At 63.3% G+C, this 25,331-nt stretch carries 21 protein-coding genes and 1 pseudogene; 14 read left to right on the forward strand and 8 right to left on the reverse strand.

Going from position 1 to position 25,331, the window contains the following annotated elements:
• Positions 1–53: 53 nt before the first annotated feature.
• The 4 genes from PSH80_RS17070 (at position 54) to PSH80_RS17085 (ending at position 5,224) form a co-directional block, all read left to right on the forward strand.
• The gene (locus PSH80_RS17070; RefSeq protein WP_057444291.1) at positions 54–1,442 is read left to right on the forward strand and encodes an amidase; all 1,389 of its coding nucleotides are present in this window, start codon (positions 54–56) and stop codon (positions 1,440–1,442) included.
• Between the two features lie 95 nt (positions 1,443–1,537).
• Positions 1,538–2,890 carry a citrate-proton symporter gene (locus PSH80_RS17075; RefSeq protein ID WP_057960099.1) on the forward strand — a complete coding sequence of 451 codons (1,353 nt, stop codon included), beginning with the start codon at positions 1,538–1,540 and terminating at the stop codon, positions 2,888–2,890.
• Between the two features lie 92 nt (positions 2,891–2,982).
• A complete protein-coding gene (locus PSH80_RS17080) occupies positions 2,983–4,329 on the forward strand; it encodes an OprD family outer membrane porin (RefSeq protein ID WP_305417646.1) in 1,347 nt (448 codons plus the stop codon).
• A gap of 187 nt (positions 4,330–4,516) precedes the next feature.
• A complete protein-coding gene (locus PSH80_RS17085; protein ID WP_120733572.1) occupies positions 4,517–5,224 on the forward strand; it encodes an alpha/beta hydrolase in 708 nt (235 codons plus the stop codon).
• A gap of 4 nt (positions 5,225–5,228) precedes the next feature.
• On the opposite strand, the gene PSH80_RS17090 is transcribed toward PSH80_RS17085, so the two are convergent.
• Positions 5,229–6,134: a LysR family transcriptional regulator gene (locus PSH80_RS17090; RefSeq protein WP_057960102.1), complete on the reverse strand. Its 906-nt coding sequence runs from the start codon at positions 6,132–6,134 to the stop codon at positions 5,229–5,231.
• 293 nt (positions 6,135–6,427) lie between these two features.
• Between PSH80_RS17090 and PSH80_RS17095 the strand changes: the two genes are divergently transcribed.
• The 8 genes and pseudogenes from PSH80_RS17095 (at position 6,428) to PSH80_RS17130 (ending at position 14,618) form a co-directional block, all read left to right on the forward strand.
• Complete coding sequence (locus tag PSH80_RS17095; protein WP_057441603.1) at positions 6,428–7,195, forward strand: FadR/GntR family transcriptional regulator; 768 nt, start codon at positions 6,428–6,430, stop codon at positions 7,193–7,195.
• Positions 7,196–7,344: 149 nt separating this feature from the next.
• Complete coding sequence (locus PSH80_RS17100) at positions 7,345–8,547, forward strand: ABC transporter substrate-binding protein (RefSeq protein ID WP_186625944.1); 1,203 nt, start codon at positions 7,345–7,347, stop codon at positions 8,545–8,547.
• A 68-nt stretch (positions 8,548–8,615) separates the two neighbouring features.
• Positions 8,616–9,476, forward strand: a complete 861-nt coding sequence (locus PSH80_RS17105) for a branched-chain amino acid ABC transporter permease (protein ID WP_057960104.1) — start codon at positions 8,616–8,618, stop codon at positions 9,474–9,476.
• A 1-nt stretch (position 9,477) separates the two neighbouring features.
• On the forward strand, positions 9,478–10,488 hold the full coding sequence (locus PSH80_RS17110) for a branched-chain amino acid ABC transporter permease (protein WP_120733573.1): 1,011 nt from the start codon (positions 9,478–9,480) through the stop codon (positions 10,486–10,488).
• Positions 10,485–11,222: pseudogene (locus PSH80_RS17115) on the forward strand (ABC transporter ATP-binding protein); the annotation flags it as partial. The gene PSH80_RS17110 and the pseudogene PSH80_RS17115, both read left to right, overlap by 4 nt.
• A 12-nt stretch (positions 11,223–11,234) precedes the next feature.
• Positions 11,235–11,930 (forward strand): ABC transporter ATP-binding protein, encoded by a 696-nt coding sequence (locus PSH80_RS17120; protein WP_029293283.1) that lies wholly within the window; start codon positions 11,235–11,237, stop codon positions 11,928–11,930.
• A 13-nt stretch (positions 11,931–11,943) separates the two neighbouring features.
• Complete coding sequence (locus PSH80_RS17125) at positions 11,944–13,218, forward strand: Zn-dependent hydrolase (protein WP_305417650.1); 1,275 nt, start codon at positions 11,944–11,946, stop codon at positions 13,216–13,218.
• On the forward strand, positions 13,215–14,618 hold the full coding sequence (locus tag PSH80_RS17130; RefSeq protein ID WP_305417652.1) for an amidase: 1,404 nt from the start codon (positions 13,215–13,217) through the stop codon (positions 14,616–14,618). The genes PSH80_RS17125 and PSH80_RS17130 overlap by 4 nt, the downstream gene beginning before the upstream one ends.
• A 56-nt stretch (positions 14,619–14,674) precedes the next feature.
• Here PSH80_RS17130 and PSH80_RS17135 read toward each other — a convergent pair whose 3' ends face one another.
• Positions 14,675–16,183 carry a M10 family metallopeptidase C-terminal domain-containing protein gene (locus PSH80_RS17135; protein ID WP_057960107.1) on the reverse strand — a complete coding sequence of 503 codons (1,509 nt, stop codon included), beginning with the start codon at positions 16,181–16,183 and terminating at the stop codon, positions 14,675–14,677.
• 232 nt (positions 16,184–16,415) lie between these two features.
• Between PSH80_RS17135 and PSH80_RS17140 the strand changes: the two genes are divergently transcribed.
• On the forward strand, positions 16,416–17,279 hold the full coding sequence (locus tag PSH80_RS17140) for a LysR family transcriptional regulator (RefSeq protein ID WP_057960108.1): 864 nt from the start codon (positions 16,416–16,418) through the stop codon (positions 17,277–17,279).
• A gap of 50 nt (positions 17,280–17,329) precedes the next feature.
• Positions 17,330–18,334 (forward strand): LacI family DNA-binding transcriptional regulator, encoded by a 1,005-nt coding sequence (locus PSH80_RS17145; RefSeq protein WP_057441621.1) that lies wholly within the window; start codon positions 17,330–17,332, stop codon positions 18,332–18,334.
• On the opposite strand, the gene PSH80_RS17150 is transcribed toward PSH80_RS17145, so the two are convergent.
• From PSH80_RS17150 to PSH80_RS17175, 6 genes are all read right to left on the reverse strand, one after another.
• On the reverse strand, positions 18,331–19,056 hold the full coding sequence (locus PSH80_RS17150) for an SDR family oxidoreductase (RefSeq protein WP_305417656.1): 726 nt from the start codon (positions 19,054–19,056) through the stop codon (positions 18,331–18,333). The two genes, PSH80_RS17145 and PSH80_RS17150, sit on opposite strands and share 4 nt — an antisense overlap.
• Positions 19,057–19,133: 77 nt before the next feature.
• The gene (locus tag PSH80_RS17155) at positions 19,134–20,666 is read right to left on the reverse strand and encodes an FGGY-family carbohydrate kinase (protein ID WP_057441624.1); all 1,533 of its coding nucleotides are present in this window, start codon (positions 20,664–20,666) and stop codon (positions 19,134–19,136) included.
• A gap of 2 nt (positions 20,667–20,668) precedes the next feature.
• Positions 20,669–21,748 (reverse strand): alcohol dehydrogenase catalytic domain-containing protein, encoded by a 1,080-nt coding sequence (locus tag PSH80_RS17160; protein WP_057441625.1) that lies wholly within the window; start codon positions 21,746–21,748, stop codon positions 20,669–20,671.
• A gap of 72 nt (positions 21,749–21,820) precedes the next feature.
• Positions 21,821–22,813, reverse strand: a complete 993-nt coding sequence (locus PSH80_RS17165; RefSeq protein ID WP_057960111.1) for an ABC transporter permease — start codon at positions 22,811–22,813, stop codon at positions 21,821–21,823.
• Entirely contained in the window at positions 22,779–24,287 is a 1,509-nt protein-coding gene (locus PSH80_RS17170; RefSeq protein ID WP_057960112.1) for a sugar ABC transporter ATP-binding protein, read from the reverse strand. Before PSH80_RS17170 ends, PSH80_RS17165 begins: the two co-directional genes overlap by 35 nt.
• A 63-nt stretch (positions 24,288–24,350) precedes the next feature.
• Positions 24,351–25,265 carry a substrate-binding domain-containing protein gene (locus PSH80_RS17175; RefSeq protein ID WP_057444288.1) on the reverse strand — a complete coding sequence of 305 codons (915 nt, stop codon included), beginning with the start codon at positions 25,263–25,265 and terminating at the stop codon, positions 24,351–24,353.
• Positions 25,266–25,331 lie beyond the last annotated feature (66 nt).

Raw genomic sequence — 25,331 nt, forward strand, 5'->3', positions numbered from 1 at the left:
GGTCCAACAGCCACCCGCCATGAGCCCCAGGGCCCATCACCAGGAAGCGCTCAATGACCGACCTTCACGACCTCACGGCCGCGCAATTGCTGGCGCATTTCGCCAGTCGCCAGCTCTCCCCCATCGACTACTACGATCACCTGCTGGGCCATATCGACCGCTGGGAGCCGCAGATCCGCGCCCTGTATGCCTTCGATCCCGAGCAGGTGCGCCGGGAAGCCCAGGCCTCCACCGAGCGCTGGAACAAAGGCCAGCCCAATGGGGTGCTCGATGGCGTGCCCGTGACCATCAAGGAATTGGTGGCTACCGAAGGCACACCGATCCCCCTCGGCAGCGCCGCCACCCGCCTGACCCCGGCCCTCAGGGACGCCCCGCCCGCCGCGCGGATGCGGGAAGCCGGGGCGATTGTGCTGGCCAAGACCACTGTCCCGGATTTCGGCATGCTCTCCTCCGGCCTGTCGAGCTTCCATGGCATCACCCGCAACCCGTGGAACACTGCCAACAACACCGGCGGTTCCAGCTCGGGGGCTGCCGCTGCGGCCGCCGCCGGTTACGGGCCACTGCATATCGGCACCGACATCGGCGGCTCGGTGCGTTTGCCCGCCGCCTGGTGCGGCCTGGTGGGGTTCAAGCCAACTCTGGGGCGTATCCCGATTGACCCGTACTACACCGGGCGCACCGCCGGGCCCATGACCCGTACGGTGGACGACTGCGTGCTGATGATGCAGCACCTGGCCCGCCCCGATGCCCGCGACGCCACCAGCCTGCCGCCGCTCACCAGCGAGTGGAGCAACCAGCCGCTGTCGGTCAAGGGCCTGCGCGTCGGCCTGATGCTGGAACCCGGCGCCGGCCTGCAACCGGAAGGTTTCGTGTGTGAGGCGGTGGAACACGCCGCGCGCCTGTTCGAAGCCCATGGCGCCAAGGTCACGCTGATCCCCCCGATCATGGACCGCGCCCAGCTCGACGGCCTCGACCAATTCTGGCGCGCCCGGCAATGGGGCGACCTGTCGGCGTTGAGCAGCGAGCAATTCGATAAGGTCTTGCCGTACATCCGCGACTGGGCCGCGCCCGGTGCCGACATCAGCGGCGTGCAGGCGGTGCAGGGGTTCAACCAGACCTTCGAGATGCGCCGCCGCGCCGCCCAGGCCTTCAGCGACCTGGACCTGATCCTGTCGCCCACCAACCAGGTCAACGCGTTCCCCGCCGAATGGCCGTCACCGAGCAATGACCCGCAATTACCGTTCGAACACATCGTGTTCACCGTGCCCTGGAACATGGGCGAGCAACCGGCGCTGTCGATCAACTGTGGTTTCGCCGCCGATGGCATGCCCATCGGCCTGCAGATGATCGCACCGCGTTTTGCCGATATCTGGCTGCTGCAAATCGCAAAAACCTATGAGAGCTGGCGTGGCGCAATCCACCAATGGCCGAACCCGAACTGACCTTGACGCTGTAACTGAACTGCCCACCCACACGCCCGTTCCCTGGCCACAAGGCCGGGGTCTGGACGACCTATAACTAAAATCGAGGGGCTGGTATGCACACTGAACAATTGACTCGCGAGGGTCCCGAGCACACACCCGAAACGCCATCGCCGGACGCCGGTCGCAAGAGCATCTTCGCTGTGGTGTTGGGTAATGCCGTGGAGTTTTTCGACTTTGGGGTCTATGCGACCTTCGCGGTGATGATCGGCCATACGTTTTTCCCGTCCGACAGCGCCTTCGTCAGCTTGATGCTCTCGGTCACAGCCTTTGGCATCGGCTTTATCGTACGGCCCCTGGGCGCGGTGCTGATTGGCGCCTACGCCGACCGCGTGGGGCGCAAGCCGGCGATGTTGTTGACCCTGGTGATGATGGCGGTGGGCACCGGCAGTATTGCGATATTGCCCGGCTACGAGACCATCGGGATTGCCGCGCCGATCCTGCTGGTGGTCACCCGCATGATTCAGGGCCTGGCCTGGGGCGGTGAAGCCGGCCCCGCCACCACCTATATCCTGGAAGCCGCGCCGCCGCACAAACGCGGCACCTATGCCTGCTGGCAAGTGGTCGCCCAGGGCGTCGCCGCCATGGCCGCCGGGCTGGTGGGTTACACCCTGACCAAAGTCATGTCCCCCGAAGACCTCAACAGCTGGGGCTGGCGCGTGCCGTTCGTGTTTGGCCTGCTGGTGTTGCCGATTGGTATCTATATCCGCCGCAACCTGGCCGAGACCTTCCACGGCCAGGGCGAAACCACCAGCACCGGCGACCTGGTGCGCGAAGTCTGCGGCAAGCATCGACGCGCGCTGGTCCTGGGCCTGCTGATCCTTTCGGGCAGCACCATCACCCAGTACTTCCTCAACTACATGACCACCTTTGCCCTGACTGAGCTGAAGCTGCCCACCAGTATTTCCATGCTCTCAACCCTGGTGGCCGGTGCGGCCATGGCGGTGTGCGCAGTGGCTGGCGGCATGTTGTGCGACCGTTTCGGGCGCCGGGTGATCCTGATGACGCCCCGGGTGGTGCTGTTGCTGATCCTGTTCCCGGCCTTGCAATTGATGACCGAACACCCCAGCCCGTCGACCTTCCTCCTGACCCTGGCGCTGCTGTCCGGCCTGCATGGCATGAGCGGCGCGGCGTTGATCGTGTTGCTGGTGGAAAGCTTCCCCAAATCCGTGCGTTCCACCGGTTTCTCCATCGTCTACGCCTTCGGTGTGGCGGCGTTTGGCGGCACCGCACAGATCATCATCACCTGGCTGATCGGCACCACGGGCGACCCGATGTCACCGGTGTGGTACCTGCTGATCGCCAACCTGGTGTGCCTCACCGCCGCCTGGTTCGCCAAGGAAACCCGGCCTGTGCTGCCCGGCACCCCGGCCCGCGAAACCCGGCTCAGAGAAGCCCCGGTTCGCTGATCGCTTTATCCCTACTGTGGCAAGACCACTTGCCACAGGTACTGTGCCCGGCCTCAGCGGTCGCCTTACTCTTCTTTGTGTGGGGATTCACCATGTATCCACGTCTTTTCCTGGCCGCCGCCCTGGCGTCCGGTACCCAGGCTTTTGCTCAAGAAAACGCCCAGGCCAGCGCCCCCGGCTTTATCGACGGCAGCAGCCTGGACCTGAACCTGCGTCACTACTACTCCAACCAGCACACCCAGCGCAGCACCTACCTGAGCATCCAGAAACCCGCCGGCATCGAACGCACCCGCGTGCGTGAAACCTGGGTGCAGACCGCCATGCTCAAGTACAGCTCCGGCTACACCCAGGGCGTGATTGGCGTGGGGGTCGATATCGGCGTATTCAGCGCGGTCAACCTGCAGCGCGGGCATGGCAAGGTGGCCAATGGCGGTGACCGCGTGCTGGTGGACAGCGACGGCGATGCGATCCCGACCTGGAGCCGGCTGGGGGTGGGCGATGTGCGGTTTCGCCTGTCCAACACCGAGCTCAAGGCCGGGCGTTTGATGACCGATAACCCGATCCTGCGCTACAAGGACAACCGCGCCCTGCCCTCCAGCTTCCAGGGCGTGGGCCTGTACAGCAACGAACGGGACTGGCTGTCGGTGCAGGGCGGCAGCTTCGACCGGGCCATCCCGCGCACCGGCACCGGCGCCGAACGCCTGACCACCACCTTTGGCAACCGCGCCTACAGCGGCGCGCGCATCAGCTACCTGGGGGCCACGCTCAAGCCGGGCTACGGCCTGGAAGCCAGCCTCTACGGCTCGCGCTTCCAGGACATGTGGGACCAGTACTACCTGGGGCTGACCCACCGTATCGGCGACAAAAACGCGGTGGCGCTCAAGACCGCCCTGCACTACTACCACACCCAGGATTCCGGCCAGCAGCGCCTGGGTTATATCGACAACGACGCCGCCAGCCTGGCCGTGACCGCCAACCACCAGGCCCACAGCCTGACCCTGGCCTGGCAACAGGTGTTCGGCAACGAGTACTTCGACTATGTGTGGGAGTCCACCGGCAACTACATGGCCAACTCGCTGTACTCGGACTACAACGGCCCCAACGAAAAATCCTGGCAACTGCGCTACGACCTCGACCTGGCCGCCTACGGCGTGCCCGGCCTGACCGCCAGCCTGTGGCACGCCAAGGGTTGGGGCATCGACGGCACACACTACGAGGGGGATCGCAACGGCCACAACACCGGCTATAACGTGCGCGGCCTGGATAACGCCAAGCACAATGAAAACGGCTTGATGCTGGCCTACGTGGTGCAATCGGGGAAATTGAAGAACACCGTACTGCGCACCATCGTCTACAACCACCGCGCCAGCGGCGGTCAAATTGACGGCAGCTACGACGAGTTCCGGATCGTCGGCAACTTCCCCATCAACCTGTTCTGACACCCGCCCGTCGGCACCAGTCAATGCCGACGGGTAATATTCAGAATTCTTACACCCTGCATGAGACTGCTCCGGCATTGGCTCGCCGCCGCGCTTGGTAAAAAGCCTGTCCCCTACGGACGGTTACCCAGGAACGCGGATGAAACCTTTGAAAGCAGCAGCGCTTTGCATCATCAGTGGATGGTTAATGCTCTTGAGTTCCCCTGGCCATGCCGCACCGCCGGGTATCGAGTGGCTGGTGGATTGCCCGCGCCTGCCCGGGCGGGCCCTTGACCAGGAGGTGATGGCACGCACCCAGTGCGGCATCGTCACCGTGCCGCAAAACCATCAGGCCGCGGACGCACGCACGTTGCGCCTGACCCTCACCCGGGTCGGTGCCCGTCAGCCTCTGGAGCGTCGGGGTGTGATCTTCACCCGCCCGGCTACCGCACAAGCGGATTTGCGCGGGGTGTTCGCGGTGCACCTGGCCACAGTCTGGAAGTACTACAACACCGAGGCGTACCGCACGCTGACCCAGTTCTACGATGTCATCGAGTTGAGCCCGCGCAACGCCCGCACAGCAGCCGACAACGAGCAATCGGCCTGGGACATGGATTTCGTACGCCAGCAACTGGGTGAGCAACGGATCAGCTTCCTGGGCATCGCCCAAGGCAACGTGCTCGGTGCCGGGTACGCCGGGCTGTTTGCCGATCGCATCGAACGCATGGTGCTGGTAGAGCCCGATGAGGCTGCCACCCCGGCGTTCGAATCCCTGCCCGCCACATTGCGGCTCAAGGGGCCTTATCTACAGGGCAGTTCCGTCGTCGATGCCAGCCGCTGCGTAAATCGTTGGGCGGGTGTCTACCTGGCACACGGCAGGCAGCCACCGCCGGCAAGCGACTGCCTGGGCAACTGAGGCTTCAGTCCACCAGCGCACAACGCTGCATCGCGCTGGCCAGCATTTCCTGGCACTTGAGCACCGCCACCGAGCGCGGCCGGTTGCGGTACCCGCACAGGTCGATGCGGATTCGCCCCAGGTGCTCATCGGCAATCGGCACCGCCACCAGGCCATCGCCCAGGTCGCGGGCGTCGGCATCCACCTGGGGCAGGATCAACACCGCCGCCCGTTGCCGGGCCAGGCTTTTCTGCACTTCCAGGGAGCTGGTGGTAAACACCGGCTGGATCGTCACCCCTCGTTTTTTTGCTGCCATCTCCAGGGCCTGGCGCACGCCGTACGCCGAGTCAGGAATGGCCAGGGGCTGGCCTTCAAGTTCGCGCAGTTCGATGCTGTCGCGCTGGGCAAAGGGGTGCTCGGCACTGACCAGCACCCGGTGCCACAACTCGCATTGTGCGGTGACTTCCACGTCGGCCCGTTCCTGCAGATAGAACGCCAGGCCCAGGTCGGCCTCGCCACTGCACAGGGCGTCGAGGGTGGCCGAGGCGCTGGCGATCACGATATTGAAGGTGACCTTGGGGTGCGCCCGGTAAAACGCCGCAAGCACCGGCGCCAGCACTGTGGAAACGATACTTTCTGACACATGGATGCTGATGTTACCCGCCACCTGACTCTGCCGGCTGGCGATCACATCGCGCACCTGATCGAGGCCGCGCAGGGTGCTGGTGACCTGCTCGGCCAGGCACTCACCCTCCACCGTCAGGCGGATACCGCGCGGGCCGCGCTCAATCAGGGCGGCGCCAAAGAAGTGTTCGAGGTGTTCAATCTGCCGGCTGACGGCAGTGGGCGTGACGTACAAACGCTCGGCCGCCTTACGCAACGAGGCGCAGCGCGCCACCTCGTGAAAATACCGCAAGGCTCGTAATTGCATGCTCGGGTGCTCCTGCACAAAGACTGGAGCGCTATGGCAGGCAATTACTGCGCCAGGCTCAAATTTTATGAGCACGACACATCAACTGTGGGAGCGAGCTTGCTCGCGAATGCAGTGGGTCAGTGATGGATATGTCGGCTGATACACCGCATTCGCGAGCAAGCCCGCTCCCACATGGGGGCATGGACGTGGTTTACGACCTGTTTTAACTGAAAACGACCCCTGCCGTTGACGCCCCGCCCCAACCCCTATTAAGTGCTATTTATCCGCATTAATACGATAAATAGAAAACCATGCTCAGCCGCCCCCTGCGACGCAAACGCCAGAAGCTTTCCGATGTGATTGTCGAGTCGGTCAAGCGCTCGATCGTCACCGATGCCTTGAAGCCCGGCGACCGCTTGCCCACCGAGCGCGAATTGATGGAGAGCTTCCAATGCTCCAAGGGCTCGGCCCGCGAAGCGCTCAAGGCCCTGGAGGTCGAAGGCCTGGTCAGCACCCGCACCGGCCCTACCGGTGGCGCGTACCTGAACCAGGCCGGCACGGAGCCGGCCAGCCGCGCCTTGCGCAACTACCTGCACTTCCAGCACCTGGATGGCGAGCAGGTGTACCAACTGCGCAAGGTAATCGAGGTGGAACTGGCAGTGTCAGTGCTGGGCCGCTTGAGCGAAGACGACTATCGCGCCCTGCAAGACAACGTGGACTTTTGCAGCGCGCCGGAAGACAGCGAGGCCGGCCAGCGCGAGCAGCGCCTGGCGGAGCTGGAGTTCCACAACCTGCTGGCCAGGGCCTGCCCCAATCCGTTGCTGAGTTTTATGGCGCAGTTCCTCAACGACCTGCTGCGCGACCTGGTGGTGCTGAAAAAAGCCTACAAGCCCAAGCGCAAGCAATTCGACGCGGCCAACCTGGACTATCACAAGCAACTGCTGAGCGCGTTTCGCGCCAACGATGAAGCGGCCGTGCGCAGCCTGATGCATGAACACATGTGCGACGCCGAACACCACATGACCGCGCTGGAAGGCCAGGTCAGCCCACACTTTTTGCTGGAGTTCGACCACTCCTGAAAACACCCCAAATCCCCTGTAGGAGCTGGCTTGCCTGCGCCTACAGTTTTGACCGTGTTTCACCTCAATAAAAAAGGCCTGCCCACAGGCCGTGCTCCACCGTATCGCCATTGCCACTCCTGCCAATAACTAAACCAGGGAGTCACCCCATGCAGCGTCGTACGTTGTTGAAAGCCAGCCTCACCGCCGCCGCCGCGCTCAGCCTTCCGCTGAGCGTGCGCAGTGCATTCGCCGCCGAACCGTTTACCTTTTACGGCCTCAAGTCCATGTCTGGCGCCTTTGCCAGCTATGGCAAGTTTGCCGACATGGGTTCACGCTTGGCGGTGGCCCAGTACCCCGAACTTCTCGGGCGCCCACTGAACTACAAGGTGATCGACACCGAAGGCAACGCCGGCAAGGCGGTGCGCAAGGTCCAGGAGGCGATCGGCCAGGACGGCGCGCGGTTCTTCCAGGGCTGCACCCTGTCGTCCTCGGCACTGGCAGTGGCCAAGGAAGTGGACAAGGTTGGCGGTGTGTTCATGACCCCGGTGGGCGCTGACGAGGTCACCGGCAAGGACTGCAACAGTGCGACCTTCCGCTGGTCGGTGCCCACCTATGGCGCGATCCGCGAAACCCTGGTGCCGCTGATCAAGCTGCTGCCCGAGGCCAAGCGCTGGTACACCATCACCCCGCAATACGTGTTCGGCGAAGCCTTGCTCGAAGGCGCCAAGAGCGTGCTGGCCGAAAACGGCCTGGAGCATGTGGGCAACAGCTATCACTCATTGCAGGAACAGGAATTCTCCGGCTACCTGACCAACGCCATCGCCGCCCGGCCCGACGTGCTGGTGTTGCTGAATTTCGGCAGCCAGTCCTCCAACACCCTGCGCCAGGCCGTCAACTTCGGTATCAAGGAGCGCATGAAAGTGCTGCTGGTGTGGTCCGCCGGCCTCGACCAGTTCCAGGAGCTGGGCAGTGATGTACTCGAAGGCGTGTACCTCGGCGCGCAGTATTGGCACCAGGTCGATACCCCGCTCAACCGTGAGCTGGTCAAGCTGACCCAGGCCAAATACGGGATCAACCCCACCTACCCGCTGGCCGCTGACTACATCAGCACCAAAGTCATGCTCGACACCATCAAGGCCACCGGCAGCTTCGACGGCCCCACCGTGGCCAAGGCCATGCAGGGCCTGAGCTACGACGGCCCGACCGGCAAGGAAACGATCCGCGCCGGCGACCACCAGGTGATCAAGGATTACTACCTGCTGGTGGGCAAGGCCACGGGCGACATGGCCGACAAGGATGACCTGGCCAAAGTCCTCAGCTCCGGCCAGTCGTTCCCACCGGTAGAAGCCACGGGCTGCAAGCTCGGCTGATCCGCCCACTTTCACCGGTAACACACGACAGGGCCGTTGACCGCGGCCGCCTGTTGGAGGATTCCTGCATGCTCAATCTTTACCTGTTCCAGATTCTCAATGGCCTGGGCCTGGGGATGATCTACTTCCTGATTGCGGTCGGGCTGACGATCATTTTCGGCCTGCTGAACTTCGTCAACTTCGCCCACGGCGCGTTTTTTTTGCTGGGGGCGTACATCTGCTACACCGCCGTCAGCCTCACCGAAAGCTTCTGGCTGGCCCTGCTGATCGCGCCGCTGGTGGTGGCCGCGCTGGCGTGGCTGATCGAGCGATTATTGATCCAGCGGATCTACCACCTGCCGCACATGTTCCAGATCCTCGTGACCCTGGGTATCGCGCTGATCATCCAGGAAGCCAGCGTGATGATCTGGGGCCCGGTGGGCAAAAGCGTCGCCGTGCCGGAACTGCTGCGCGGGGTGCTGGTGGTCGGCGACTTCGTGTACCCCTACTACCGCCTGTTTTTGATTGTGTTCTCGGGGCTGGTGGGCCTGGGCCTGTGGCTGCTGCTGGAGCGCACGCGCTTTGGCGCCCTGGTGCGGGCCGGCAGTGAAAGTACCGAGACCGTGTCGCTGCTGGGCACCAATATTTTCCGCCTGTTCTCCATGACCTTCGCCCTCGGCGTGGCCCTGGCCGGGATCGCCGGGGTGCTGTTTGCCCCGTTGCGTGGCGCCCAGCCCTTTGTCGGCCCGGAGATCCTCGGCATCGCCTTTGTGGTGGTGGTGATCGGTGGCATGGGCTCGTTCGGCGGCGCCCTGGTGGGCGGCCTGCTGGTGGGCGTGGTGCAGAGCCTGATGACCACCCTGTGGCCCCAAGGCGCGAGCCTGATGATCTACGGCGCCATGGCCGTGGTGATTCTGGTACGCCCTTACGGCCTGTTCGGGAGAGCCTGACATGAGCGAGAAAAATCCCCTGCCGTTTGCTAAAACTCAATCCAAGGCCATGTTGCTGTGGGTGCTGGCGGTACTGATCGGCCTGCCGTTGATCCTGCCCTCGGCAACCCTGGCCACCGAGATCCTGATCTTTGCCCTCGCCGCCCTGGCCTGCAACCTGTTGCTGGGCTACACCGGGCTGCTGTCGTTCGGCCAAGGCATCTTCTTCGGCGCCGGTGCCTATTGCGCCGCCTTGCTGATGATCCACTTGCAACTGGGCCTGTTCAGCGCGCTACTCGGCGCGGCCCTGGTCGGCGGGGTCCTGGCCTTCCTGGTGGGCGCCCTGGCGATCCGCCGCACCGGCATCTATTTCGTGATGCTGACCTTGGCTTTCAGCCAGATGGCCTACTTCCTGGCCTACACCCTGAGCGACTGGACCGGTGGCGACAACGGCCTGCTCAGTGTGCCGCGCCCGGAAATCCGTATCGGTGACACAGTGCTGCTGTCCCTGGCCGACGCCCGGGTGTTCTATGGCTTTGTCGCGGTGCTGTTCCTGCTGATCTTTATCGGCGCGCGCCGGGTGATCGCCTCGCCGTTCGGCAGCACGCTGATGGCGATCCGCGAAAACGAAACCCGCGCCTCGGCCATCGGCTACGACACGCGCCACTTCAAGATCCTGGTGTTTGTGCTGTCTGGCGCGGTCACCGGGATCGCCGGGGCGCTGTACGCCATGCTCCTGCACTTTGTGCCGCTGTCCAACATCGACCTGGTGATGTCGGAAAACATCCTGATCATGACCATCGTCGGCGGCACCGGCTCGCTGTTCGGCTCGTTGCTGGGGGCCGGTTCCATCGTGCTGCTGGGGGACTTTCTCTCCGACCTGTGGCCGCGCTGGCTGATGCTGCTGGGGGTGATCCTGATCCTGGTGGTGATCTTTATGCGCGGAGGCTTGTGGGGCGGCCTGTCGGCGCTGTTCGAACGTGTGCGTGGCAGCCGCAAGGCCGCCGCCGTGACCAAGGAGGATCTGCTATGAGCATCCTGTTGGAAACCAAAGACCTGGAACTGGCCTACGGCGCCTTCCATGCCGTCAACGGCGTCAACCTCAAGGTCGAAGCCGGCACCATCCACACCATTATCGGCCCCAACGGCGCCGGCAAGACCAGCCTGTTTCACTGCCTGACCGGCGAACGCCAGGCCACCGCCGGGGCGATTCATTTCGACGGCCAGAACCTGATGCGCAAGCCGGCCCACAGCCGCGTCGGCCTGGGCATGGCGCGTTCGTTCCAGCTCACCAGCCTGTTCCAGAACCTCAGCGTGCGCGAAAACCTGCGCCTGGCCGCCCAGGGCCGTGACGGCGCACGCGCCCTGAACTTCTGGCGCCGCGTGGACAGTAAGCGTGAACACCTGGAGATGGCCGACCAGGTCCTGGAGCGTCTGCAACTCACCGCCCGCGCCGAGACCCTGGCCGGCGAGCTGTCCCACGGCCAGCAGCGTGTGCTGGAGGTGGGCATGTCGATTTGCTCCAAGCCCAAGCTGTTGATGCTCGACGAGCCCACGTCGGGCATGGGCATCGACGACATCCCAATCATGACCCAACTGATCAGCGACCTGGGCCGCGACCATACGGTGCTGCTGATCGAGCACAACATGAGCATCGTCATGTCCATCAGCCAACGCATCACTGTGATGAGCCACGGGCAGATCCTGGTCGAGGGCACACCGGAATTCGTGCGCGCCGACGAGCGCGTGCGCAGTGCTTACCTGGGGGGAGGCCGCCTGATGCTGACCGTCGACAATATCCATTCCTACTACGACAAGAGCCACGTCCTCGAGGGCGTGTCCCTGACTGTCAATCCCGGCGAACTGGTGACCCTGCTCGGCCGTAACGGCGCCGGCAAGACCACCACCCTGCGCAGCATCCTGGGGATTATCTGCCCGCGCCAGGGGCAGATTCACTTCAACGGCAAACCGCTGGTGGGGCAGAAAATCTTTGAAATTGCCCGACAGGGATTAGCGCTGGTGCCGGAGAACCGCGGGATTTTCCGCCTGCTTACGGTCGAGGAAAACCTGCGCATCGCCGTGCGCAAGACCAGCCGTTGGCAGATGGAGGACGTGTACGCGATGTTCCCGCGCCTCAAGGAGCGGCGCAAAAACGCCGGGCATGCGTTGTCCGGTGGCGAGCAGCAGATGCTCGCCATCGCCCGCGCCCTGCTCAACGATCCCAAGCTGCTGATCCTCGATGAACCCACCGAGGGCCTGGCTCCGGTGATCGTCGACGAACTGGTGAAGATCCTGCGCAAGATCAAGGACGACGGCCTGCCAGTGCTGCTGGTGGAGCAGAACCTGTTGGTCTGCGACAAGCTCGCCGACCGCCACTACGTACTCGAACAGGGCCGCGTGGTCTACGAAGGCAGCGCCGAGGCGTTTCGCGCCGACCCGACGATCAAGAACCGCTACCTGGCCCTGAGTGCCTGACCGGAGACTGCTGATGAATAGTTTTGCGCAACCGCTCCAGAGCAACGCCCCGCTGATCAACCGCGACCGCCTGTGGCAATCCTTGATGGACCTGGCCCAACTCGGCGCCACGGCCAAGGGCGGCGTATGCCGCCTGGCCCTGACCGACCTCGACCGCCAGGCCCGCGACCTGTTTGTGCAGTGGTGCACAGCGGCCGGGTGCAGCGTCAGCGTGGATGCGATCGGCAATATCTTTGCCCGCCGCGCCGGGCGCAACCCCAACCTGCCACCGGTGATGACCGGCAGCCATATCGATACCCAGCCCACCGGCGGCAAGTTCGATGGGTGCTATGGGGTGATGGCCGGCCTGGAAGTGATCCGCACCTTGAATGACTTGGGCGTGGAAACCGAAGCACCGATTGAAGTGGTGGTATGGACCAACGAGGAAGGCTCACGCTTCCCGCCGTGCATGATGGGCTCGGGAGTGTTTGCCGGCAAATTCGACCTGCAGGAAACCCTCGACAAGCAGGATGAGCAAGGTCTGTCGGTGGGCGCCGAGCTGCAGCGCATCGGCTACGCCGGCCCGCGTGCGGTGCTCGGGCACCCGGTGGGCGCCTACTTCGAGGCGCATATCGAACAGGGCCCGGTCCTCGAAGATCAGGCCATCACCCTCGGCGTGGTCATGGGCTGCCTGGGCCAGAAGTGGTTCGACCTGACCTTCACCGGCGTCGAGGCCCACGCCGGCCCCACGCCCATGCGCCTGCGCAAGGACGCCCTGGTGGGTGCCGCGCAGGTGGTCAGTGCGGTCAACCGCATTGCTCATCAACAGCAACCCCACGCCTGCGGCACGGTCGGCTGCCTGACCCTGCATCCGGGCTCGCGCAACGTGATTCCCGGCCAAGTGCAGATGACCATCGACCTGCGCCACCTGCATGCCGACAAGCTGCAGGCCATGGTCGATGAAGTGCGTGAAGTGATCGAAACCACAGCCAAGCAGCATGGCTTGAGCTATGAGTTGACGCCCACCGCCGACTTCCCGCCGCTGGACTTTCATCCGACCTGCGTCAACGCCGTGCGCGATGCTGCCCAGGTGCTGGGCCTGAGCCACATGGACATTGTCAGCGGCGCCGGGCACGACGCAATTTTTGTCGCTGAACTGGGCCCGGCCGGGATGATTTTTGTGCCGTGCGAAGGCGGTATCAGCCACAACGAAATCGAAAACGCCGCGCCGGATGATTTGGCCGCCGGCTGCGCGGTGCTGCTGCGGGCCATGGTCAATGCCGCGCAACAGGGAGGTGAAGCAGCATGACGCAGATCGCCAACCTGACGGCTGTAGAACTGCTGGCACGCTACCGGGATAAGAGCCTGTCGCCGGTGGAAGTGACCGAAGACACTCTGCTGCGCATCGAGCGCTACAACCCGGTGGTCAACGCGTACTGCCATGTCGACCCCGAGGGCGCCTTGAACGCCGCACGGGCTTCGGAGCAACGCTGGTTCAAGGGCGCGCCCTGCGGGGCATTGGACGGGGTGCCGGCGTCGATCAAGGACTTGACCCTGACGGCAGGCATGCCCACGCGCAAGGGCTCACGCACCTCCTCCGCCACCGGGCCGTGGGACGTTGACGCGCCGTTTTCGGCGTTTATGCGCAAGGCCGGCGCGGTGTTGCTGGGCAAGACCACTACCCCGGAATTCGGCTGGAAAGGCGTCACCGACAACCCGCTGTACGGCATCACCCGCAACCCCTGGGACACGCGCACCACAGCCGGTGGTTCGTCCGGCGGCGCGGGTGCGGCAGCGGCGCTGAACCTTGGCGTGTTGCACCAGGGCAGCGATGCTGGCGGCTCGATCCGCATTCCCTGCGCCTTTACCGGCACCTTCGGGATCAAGCCGACCTTTGGCTACGTGCCGCAATGGCCGGCCAGCTCGATGACGATCCTCTCGCACCTGGGGCCGATGACCCGCACCGTGGAAGATGCAGTGCTGATGCTGCAAACCGTGGCCCAACCGGATGCCCGGGACGGCCTGATCGGCGCGCCGCGCAACACGCCATGGCTCACGCCGGGCACGGACCTCAAGGGCCTGCGCATCGCCTACAGCCCGGATTTTGGTTACGTGGACGTCGATCCGCAGGTGGCCGAGGTGGTCGCCCAAGCGGTCGCGGGCCTGGTGCAACTGGGGGCGCATGTCGAACAGATCGACCCGGGCTTCAGCGATCCGCTGGAGGTGTTCAGTACCCTGTGGTGTGCCGGCGCGGCGCGCCTGACCGGGCAGTTGACCGACGCCCAGTGCGAGCTGCTCGACCCCGGCCTGCTGCGCATTGCGCAACAGGGCGAACGCCTCGGCCTGGCCGACTTCAGCGCCGCCCTGGAGGCCCGGGCGGCATTGGTGGCGCGCATGGCGGCGTTCCATGAGCACTACGACCTACTGGTCTCGCCGATGCTGCCAATCACCGCCTTTGACGCCGGGCATAACGTGCCACCGGGCTCCGGGCTGGGCGAGTGGATGGAGTGGACGCCTTTCAGCTATCCGTTCAACCTCACCCAGCAACCGGCGGCCTCGGTGCCGTGCGGGCTGGCGGCCAATGGTTTGCCGGTGGGCTTGCATGTGGTGGGTGCGCGGTTTGCCGATGAACAGGTGCTGCGGGTATGCCAGGCGTATGCCAGGGCGTTCCCGACCCAGCATTTGCAAGCACCGCATACGCCCACCTGAAACGCGATCACCTGCAGGAGCCGGCTGACCGGCTCCGACTACAGGTTGCTGCGGGATTAGGCTTTGATATCGGAGCCCTTCAAAGGCTGCTCACTATCAATCTTGAGCAGGAAGTCGGCGCGACGATCACCGTTCAGGTCAATCTGCAGCGTGGACTGATGGGCTTGAGCGTCGTACTCCAAAATGGCCTGTCGACCTTCACCGGTAAACCGGCTGACGAACCTCATGGGTTTTTCCGCAATGTCACGCCTCGGCGCTGATTCAACTCCATGCAGCGCTTCATCAACCACTGAAACGTCACGCTCATCCACATAAGTAGCCTCTGGCCCCGTCGCCCGCAGGTTGGACACGTCGATCTTGTCCTTGCCCGACACGAAGTCGGTGATTCGATCAGGACTCTGCGGTGTCGATTGCTGCGCATTCAAGAACAGGTAGGAGTTCCTGCCACCGCCGCCAGTCAATATGTTCTGGGTAAGGTTGCTGATAAAAATATCGTTTCCCGCCCCACCCTTGGCGTTTTCGATGGTCGTGCCCTTGGCAATGAATACATTCTTTTTCATCCCGCCGACATCCGACGGTGCGCCCTCGTTGAGATTGATCACCTGATTATCGCTAAACCCAGAAAAATCCAGCGTGTCTACACCACCACCGTCCCAGACTGTAAACACCGGAGCGTCTCTGGATGAACTCAAACGATAAGCCTCACGGTCGGCATTGGAGTTGAAGCCATAGGTGGTATCGCCCGTCCGGGTTTCGTGGTTCGCCCCGTAGAGTTTCTGGATGGCGGCCATGTCATCCACCATCGGTGTAGAGGGCTGGTAGTTGATGCCGTTTTTTACGAAGGACTGGCCAGTATGCTGCTCACTCCAGTAGCTCATGATGCTATGCCCGCTGGTGTCCTCCGCGTAGGTAGCCGTCGCGTAACTCGAACCTGTAGGAAGGCTTCTGAACGGGTGCGACAACCCCAGGGCATGCCCCAGTTCGTGGGCGGTGGTTCTGTGCCCGTCGTTGGAATGGCTGGGGGCTGTATGGACCTCATCCGATCCGGCCAGCCATATTTCAGAGGCTGCACCGAACCGTGGAAGACGCGGGTTTGCCGCCAGATATCGCTGTGTCGCTTCAGAAGGCAGCGTCGTCGCGAAAGCGTTTTTGCCGTCAGCGCTTTCATTGAAGTTTCCAAAGTTGATATTGCCCTCACTCACCGCTCCCTGACCCTGTTCGGTGAAGCGCACATTCGCCACATCCGACCATTGGTCCATGGCCTGCCGCGCTGAATCCTTCTGGGCCTGATTGAATTCACTGAACCCACTCAGGCCCAATGCCCGAAAAAACGGCCCGGCCGTCGTTCGAAACTGGTAGGTGACATCAGTTTTTCCATCACCATTGGTATCGTGCCAACGGGAGTTGTCACGGGTTATCTCATCGGCGGCCTGCTCGACGGTATATGAAGGTTTGCCGTTGATTGTGCGTTCGCCACCGCGTTGATCGTGGTGAAGGACACGATCCAAGTGAGTCACGGTATTGCTGGCAAAGGGAGAAAGGTTAAACGTTGTTGAAGTCGACATGTTGCGTCTCCTTTTCACTGGTGCAGTGAAGTGGTGAGAAATGCCGGGGGACGAGCCCGCCTGGGCACATCCCAAACTAGCCCTGCACACAGCGAGCAGACATAGGCCTTTCCTTAAGGAAAGCGTGAGCCCACGCGCACGCGCTGAGCCCTGGAGCAACGCACTCATCGAAGAGGCGCGTGGTATCGTTGACACTTTTCGCGAGCACGCTCGCTCCTGCCTCGGAGCCGACATGGACATCGAACTGGCACGCACTTTCCTGGAAATCACCCGCTGCGGCAGCCTGGCCGCAGCCGCCGAGAAACTGCACGTTACCCAGACCGCCATCACCGCCCGGGTGCAAAAGCTCGAAAGCCAGCTCGACAGCACCCTGTTTGTGCGCAACCGCGCCGGGGCGCGGTTGACGGCCGATGGCGAGGCATTCGTGGTGTATGCCAATCAACTGGTGCAAACCTGGGAAGCCGCACGCCGCGACCTGCCGTTACCCGAGGGCTATCGCAATGTGTTGCATATCGGCGGCGAAGTCAGCCTGTGCAACCCGCTGATCCTCGGTTGGGCCAAGGCCCTGCGCGAACACATCCCCAGCCATGCGCTGCGCACCGAAGTGCGTGACGGGGAGTACCTGTTGCGCCAGCTGGAACTGGGGGTGCTGGATGCGGCGCTGGTGTTCCAGCCGCAGTACTGGCCGGGGTTGCAGGTGGAGCAGGTACTGGAGGAAAAACTGATCCTGGTGCGTCTGGCCGCCCGCCCCGATCCCTATGTGTATATCGACTGGGGCGCGGGCTTTCGCCAGCAACACGACGCCGCCCTGCCGGACAAGGCCCGCGCGGCTGTGAGTTTCAACCTGGGGCCGTTGGCCTTGCAGTACATCCTGGAGAACGGTGGCAGCGGCTATTTCCGCACGCGGGTGGTGCAGAGCTATCTCGAAAGCGGCGTGATGGAGCGCGTGCCCAAGGCCCCGGAGTTCAGTTTCCCGACCTACCTGGTGTACTCGCGTGAGCGTGATTCGGCGATCCTGCAGCAGGCCCTGGTGCTGCTGCGCGGGGTGGTCAAGGCCGAGAGCGATTGGTCACAGCGTTGGGATCCGGTGCTTTGAACCGATGCCCATGGTAGCCTCCTGATGTTTTCTCCTGGTCCCACCTGCCGATGAACAAGAAAAAATCCGTCACCATCAGCGACATCGCCAAACGCGTCAATATGACCACCATCACGGTGTCGCGGGCGTTGAGCAAACCTGACCTGGTCAAGCCCGCCACCCTGGCGCGGATCCTTGAGGTGGCGCGCGAGCTGGACTATGTGCCCAACGCCTTTGCTCGCGGGCTCAAGCGCAGCGAAAGCCTGATCATCGGGGTGATCACTGCGTCGGTGGACAACCCGTTCTACAGCGAAATGATCAAGGCGATTTCCCGCGAGGCGAAAAAGCACGGCTACACCATCATGCTGGTGGACACCGACGAGCTGGAAGAATTGGAAAGCAAGGCCGTGGATACCCTGCTGGGTTATCGCGTGGCGGGGATTATCCTGTCGCCGGTCTCCGACGAGCCCGACTACCAGCCCGATTACCTGGAGCGCCTGGGCAACGGCAAGACCCCGGTGGTGCTGCTCGACCGCACGATCCACGACAGCCCGTTCAGCCGCGTGGTGCTGGACAACTACCACAGCGGGATCGAGGCCGCGCAGTACCTGTTGCGCCAGAACCCGGCGCTCAAGCGCCTGCTGGTACTGACCGGGCCGCAGCATTCACGCATCACCGTGGAGCGCCTCAAGGGCCTGCGCGAAGTGCTCGCCGAGCACCCCCAGGTGCAGGTCGAGGTGTGCGCCGGCGACTACACCTTGATGCCCTCCTACCTGCACACCCTCGACTACCTGGCCGCGCACCCCGCGCCGGAGGCGATCATGGGTTTCAACCAGTTGATCACCCTCGGCGCCCTGCGCGCCTTGCGCATGCACAATATCCCCCACGACAGCCTGACCATCTGCGGCATCGACCGCCTGCCGTTTGCCGATATCTTCGGCGTGCCGATTGCCTGCGTGGCCCATGATGCGTCGCTGGCCGGCAGCAGTGCGGTGCGCCTGTTGCTCGACCGCCTGCAAGACCCGCACAAACCCCGGGACAAGGTGGTGATCGCCGGCAAGCTGGAGAACGGCTAGAGGCTGGTGTAGCCGCCATCAATCGGCAGGCTGACCCCACTGATCATGCTCGCAGCCTCACTCAACAGGAACAGCACCGGCAACGCCACTTCCCGGGGCTGCGCAAAACGCCCCAGGGGAATCGCCGCCAGGGCCGGGTCGCGCTTGGCCGGGTCGGACCAGGCCTGTTGCGCCATCGGCGTGAGGGTCACGGTGGGGTTGACGCTGTTGACGCGGATCCCGAAACGTCCCCATTCGGCACATTGCACACGGGTGATCGCATCCAGGGCAGCCTTGGACGCGCAATAACCGAGGTGATCCTCCAGCGCCACCAACGAGGCCTGGCTGGAAACGTTGACGATACTGCCGGCGATACCTGCCGCGATCATCGCCGCCGCCACCCGGCTGGCGACTTGCGCGGCGGCGCGGGCGTTGACGTTCATCACGTGGTCGAAGGCGGCGCTGCTGATCGCCGCTGCCGGTTCCAGGCGCGAGATCCCGGCGCAATTGACCAGACCGTGCATGGGCGGCAAGTCCTTGAGGGCCAGGTCCAGGGCGGCGCTGTTGGCGATGTCCAGGCACAGGGTTGCACAACCCAATTGGGACAGGGCGTGGGCATCGCGGCCGATGGCAAAGACCTGGGCGCCGCTGGCGATCAGTTGCAGGGCGATTTCCCGGCCAATACCGCTGGTGGCGCCGGTAACAAGGATGCGCTGGTGGCTGAAGTCGAAGGTGGTGGTCATGGATGACGGTCTCGAATGCAATGGAGAACCCCTGTGGGAGCTGGCTTGCCTGCTCCCAAATCTTGGTCTGTGTTCACTTAACTCATTTGCAGGCTGTGCATGATCGGTTTGAGTGCCGGATACAGCTTCAGGTAGTCGGCAAAAGCGCGGTCGTATGCCTGCACATTTTCAGCCCCAGGCTCGGCCCGCAGCTGCAACTGCACCCAGCCTTTGTCCATTTGCGCCTTATCCACCAGCCCCACCGTGTGCGCCGCCAACAACGCTGCGCCCAGCGCCGCCTCCACTTCCTGGACGATGGTGTACACCGGGTAGCGGGTGACATCCGCGATAATCTGCATCCACAAATCCGAATGGCTCGCGCCGCCCACCACGATCAACCGTGGGTCCAGGGAATGGGCACCGCGCATGCCCGCCTCGATATTGTGCCGCAGGGCAAAACTCACGCCTTCGAGCACCGCGCGGTACAGGTGGATGCGGCTGTGATACAGGTTCAGGCCGACAAAACTGCCGCTGGCCTGGTCATCCCACACCGGGCTGCGCTCGCCCATCAGGTAGGGCAAAAACAACAGCCCTTCACTGCCCGCCGGGATCTCGCGCGCGCGCTGTTCCAGCAGCCACAGGCTGTCTTGGCCGGTGGCCTGGGCCTGTTGCTCCTCGGCCTGGCAGAACTGCTCGCGAAACCAGCTTACCGAGGCACCGGCAGTAATCGCGCCGCCAAAGATGTACAGGTCCTGCTGGCCGTTATAGACATGGGGCATGCTCACCAGGCCATGGCGGGCATCCACCTGCTGGTTGAGGTAGCCCCAGCACATGCTGGTGCCGATCATCGCCACGTGGTTGCCCGGCCGGGTGACGCCGGCCGCCAGGGTCGCCATCGCCGCATCGACGCCACCGGCCAGCACCGGCATGCCCGGCGCCAGGCCCAGGCGCCTAGCCCATTCCGGCAGCAAACCGCCCACCACTTCGCCCGAATACAGCAAGCGCTCGGGCATCATTGCCAACGGGATATCCAGCGCCGCCAGCATCTCGACGGACCAGCCGCGCGCGGCCACATCATAGACCCCGCCGATATTGCCGGCGCTGCTGTGATCCACCGCCACCTCACCGGTCAGGCAGTAATTGATATAGCTGTTGGGCGGCAGCAGGTAGCGGGTGTTGGCCCAGACTTCAGGCTGGTGCTGCTTGAGCCAGAGCATCTTGGTGAAGCCGTAGTAGCTGTCCAGGGAGTTGCCGGTGACCGCGAACAGGCGCTCCAGGTCAACCTGCTCGCGGACCCAGGCCACCTGCTCGCCGGCGCGGCGGTCCATCCAGATCAGGCATGGGTGCAGCGGCTTGATCTGCGCATCCACGGCTATCCCCGAGCCGCCGTACAGGCTGCTGATGCACAGCGCCTTGACCTGCTCTTTGACGACCCCGGCCTTGCCCATGCACCCGGCTACACAGGCCTCCACCGCGTCCAGCCAGACCTGCGGCCACTGCTCGGCCCAGCGCACTTTTGGCGTGTCCACGCGATAGCCCTGGCTGTGCTGGGCAATGATCCGACCCTCACCATCCACCAACAGCGCCTTGGTGCTTTGGGTGCCAATGTCCACGCCAATCACGTATTTCATACTTATTGCCCCGGCTTGAGCAGCACCTTGATCGACTTCACCGAGTTGGCCAGGTCGAACGCTTCGGCCCAGTTATCCAGGGGGAAGTCGTGGGTGACGATGCCCTTGGACGTCACCAGGCCGCGCTCGAACAGGTCGATGGCCACCGGGTAGCAATACGGCCCCAGGTGTGCGCCACGTACGTCCAGTTCCTTGCGGTCACCGATGATTGACCAGTCGGCACTGGTCTCGGCGCCGAACACGCTGAACTCGACAAACCGCCCCAGCTTGCGGATTAAATCCAGGCCCTGGGTCACGCCGGCCGGCACGCCAGTGGTCTCGATATACACGTCGCAGCCGTAGTTGTCGGTCAGGCCATTGATGATCGCGCGGGCGTTGTCACGGGCCGGGTTGATCACCACATCGGCGCCGTATTTTTTCGCCAGCTCCAGGCGCTCGTCGACCATGTCGATCACCACCAGCTTTTTCGGGGTCTTCAGCGCAGCCACCTGGACCATGCACAGGCCCAGGGTGCCGGCACCGGCAATCACCACCACGTCATCGAGTTGCAGGTCGCCACGGTTGACCGTATGGATCGCGCAGGCCATGGGCTCGATCAACGCCGAATCCTCCAGGGACACCGACTCGGGAATCTTGTGCACGATGGCGGTCTTGGGGATGCGCATGTACTGGGCCATGCCGCCTTCGGCCACTTCGCGCTGGAAGCCGAAAATGTTGTGCACTTCGCACATCCAGTACTTGCCGGACTTGCAGAAGCGGCACTTGCCACAGGGCACGATCTGCTCGGCGATGACCTTGTCGCCGACCTTGACCTCAAAGTGCTCCTCGGCACCCTCGCCCACTTGCTCCACGTAACCGAAAAACTCGTGCCCCGGCACCACCGGCGCCTTGACCCACGGGTTGTCGCCACCCCAGAACATCGCCGCGCCCGAGTGGCATTTGCAGTCACTGGCGCAGATCCCGCAGGCGGCAATGCGGATCACCAGTTCATTGGGCCGCGCCAGGGGTTTGCTGATGCGCTCCAGGCGGTAGTCTTTCGGGCCGTGGCAGACGACGGCTTGCATTTGGCTGTGCTTTTCCATGATGTACTGACCTTTATTGAAGATGAGAGAGCCCGTCGCGGCCACGGCGGCCGCGTTGAGGTGCTGGTTTTTTTACTTGTGGCGCTGACGGCTGATAAAGATCGCCAGCAGAATAATTGCGCCCTTGATCACGCTCTGCACATAGGGCGAGACCCCGAGCATGTTCAGGCCGTTGTTCAACACGCCCAACAGCATGGCGCCGAGCAAGGTGCCGACAATCACCCCGCGCCCACCGGCAATCGAGGCGCCGCCCAGGACCACCGCGGCAATCGCATCCAGCTCGAAACCGATGCCGGCGTTGGGTTGGCCACTCATCAGGCGCGAGGTCAACACCAGCCCGGCAATCGCTGCGGTCAGGCCGCTGATGCCATACACCAGCAACTTGAAGCGCGCCGCGCGCACCCCGGACAGGCGCACCGCCTCTTCGTTGCCACCGATGGCGTAGATGTAGCGGCCGATGCGTGTGTGTTGCAGCAGCACGTAGGCCACCAGGTAGGTGACCAGCATGATCAGGATCGGCACCTGGATGCCCAGCAGGCTTTGGCGGCCAAAGAAACCAAACCACTCCGGCAGCCCGGAAATCGGATAGCCATCGGTGTACATCAGGCCGAAACCCCGGGCGATGCCCATGGTCGCCAGGGTGACGATGATCGGCGGCATATGCAGGTACGCCACGAACAGCCCGTTACCGATACCAAAGGCCACGCCGATCAACAGGCCCGCGCCAATCGCCAGGCCCGGCGGCAGGCCCGCGACCATCAGCCCGGCGGTCAGGGTGCCGGACAAGGCCATCACCGGCCCCACCGACAAGTCGATACCACCGGTGAGGATCACGCAGGTCATGCCCACCGCGATGATCGCGTTGATCGACACCTGGCGGCCGATATTGGACAGGTTGCTGGCGGTGAGGAAGTTGTCGCTGGCCACGATCATCACCGCCGTGACCACCAGCAGCCCGATAAACGGATAGAACGCCGGCGAGCGCACCAGTCGTGCCAGGTTCAGCCGTAACCCCTGGGTACCTGCGCGGTTAATGGACGTATTCACTTGAGCCCCCTGTTGCATGGCGCATGACCTCTTGTGGGTTGACGGCGGACGCTTCCAGTACCTTGACGATGGCGCCCTTGTGGAACACGGCGACGCGGTCGCACATGCCGATGATTTCCGGCAGTTCGGAGGAAATCATGATGATTGCGTAGCCTTGCTCGGTGAGCTTGCGCATCAGCGCGTAGATCTGTGCCTTGGCGCCGACGTCGATGCCACGGGTTGGTTCATCGAACACCAGCACATCGCAGTGATGGTTGATCCAACGAGCAATCACCACTTTCTGCTGGTTGCCGCCGCTCAGGTTGAACACCCGGCTTTCGCCACTCGGCGCCTTGATCGACAGTTGCTGCATCAACGCTTCGACGCTGGCGCACTCCTTGCCCTTGTCGATCAGGCCGCTGGCGCCCTGGTACTTGTGCAGGTTGTTGATGGAGATGTTTTCGCGAATGCTGAAATCGGTGATCAGGCCTTCGCTCTTGCGACTTTCCGGCAACAGGCCGATGCCGTGGGCCAACGCCTGGGCCGGGTCGTCGAGGCTGATTTTGGCGCCGCGCAACCACACATCCTTGGTCACCGACGGCAGTGCGCCCATCATCCCCAGTGCCAGCTCGGTACGGCCCGAACCGACCAGCCCGGCAAAGCCGAGGATTTCGCCCTGGTGCAGGTGGAACTGGTTGTGGGGGCCATTGCGCTGCAACTGGATATCCCTGACCTCCAGCAGCAGCGGCCCGCGCGCGGCGGTGGGTTTGGCGGGAAAACTGCATTCCAGCTTGCGGCCCACCATCATCTCCACCAGGCGGTCAATATCGCTGTCGGCCACGTCGGTGACGCCAGCATTGCCGCCGTCGCGCAACACGCTGATGCGGTCGCAAACCTGGAAGATCTCCTCCAGATGGTGCGAGATAAAAATCACCGCCACACCCTGGCGCTTGAGTTCGCGCATGATCTCGAACAGCAGTTCGGCCTCGCTCGGCGTCAGGGTCGCGGTGGGTTCATCGAGCACCAGCAGCCGCGCCTCCAGGGCCAGGGCCTTGGCGATTTCGACGAACTGCTGCTCGGCCACGCTCAGGCGCCGCACCGGGCATTGCAGGTCGATGCTCACCCCCAGGCGCTGAAACAATGCCTGGGACGCCTCATGCATATCGCGCTTGCGCAGCAGGCCGAAGCGGTTGTTCAACTCATGGCCGAGGAAAATGTTCTCCACGGCCGTGAGGTCGGGAATCAGGCTGAACTCCTGGAAGACAATGCCGATACCGGCGGCAATCGCATCGCGATACGTCGCAAAGTGCCGGGCCTGCCCGTCAATCAGAATGCGCCCTTCATCCTGGTGCTCGACGCCGCCGAGGATTTTCATCAGGGTCGATTTGCCCGCGCCATTTTCCCCGAGCAAGGCATGAATTTCGCCGCGTTCCACCTGCAGGTTGATGGACTTGAGGGCTTGCACCCCGGGGTAGCGCTTACAGATATTTTCCAGTTGCAAAAGACTGCTCATACCGCCGACCTCTCGTTCAGAAGGATGCCCTGTGCCCCACGATTGACGTGGGGCATGGACGGTTTACCAGCTGAAATCCTTGGCCTTGGCCTGGTCGATCAGGGCGATGTCCACCGGGATACTGGCGGGGACATGGGAGCCCCACTTCTTCGCCAGGGCGATGCCCAAGGCCAGGCGGATCTGGTCGCGGGGGTACTGCGCCGAGGTGGCAATAAACTTGCTGCCTGGCTTGAGGATGGCCTTGATCGCTTCCGGTGCGCCATCGACGCTGACCAGCTTGACGTCCATGCCGCTGGCCTCGATGGCCGACAGTGCGCCGAGGGAGCCGTTGTCATTGACGCTGAAAATGCCCTTGAGGGTGGGTTGGGCCTGGAGCATGTTTTCGGTCACGCTCAGCGCCTGGTCACGTTCCTGCTTGCCGTTCTGGATGCTGACGATCTTGATCTGCGGGTGCTTGGCCACGGCTTCCTTGCAACCGCGCACGCGCTCGAGGATCGGTACCACGGCGATGCCGTCGAGGATCGCGATATTGCCTTGGTCGCCGATGCTCTTGGCCAGGTATTCACAGGCCTGGAAGCCGGCGTCGAAGTTTTTCGAGCCGACGAAGGAATCCAGAGGCCCCTCGGCCTGGGCATCCACTGCAACCACCACCACACCCGCGGCGTGGGCCGATTTGACGGCGGACTGCACGCCGACCGAATCCGTGGGGTTGATCAGCAGGATGTCGATGCCCTTTTGCAGCATGTCTTCCACGTCACTGACCTGCTTGGACACGTCGTGGCGGGCATCGGTGATGATCAATTGCGCACCGATGGTCGCCGCCGCTTCTTGCAGGGCGTCTTTCATGGTGACGAAGTACGGGTTGTTGATTTCCTGGAAGGAAGCGCCGATGCGCATGGGGGCAGGCTTGGTGTCGGCCAGGGCGACGGTGGAGATGCTTAAAGCCAACAAACACAGGGTTTTGCGAAGCATTTTCATGGCGTGGTTCTCTGTTTTGTTTTTATTTTTAGAGCAAATGTTATCGTTAACATTTTGCCAGAAGCT

The organism is Pseudomonas sp. FP818 (assembly GCF_030687335.1).
Classification (GTDB): domain Bacteria; phylum Pseudomonadota; class Gammaproteobacteria; order Pseudomonadales; family Pseudomonadaceae; genus Aquipseudomonas; species Aquipseudomonas shahriarae.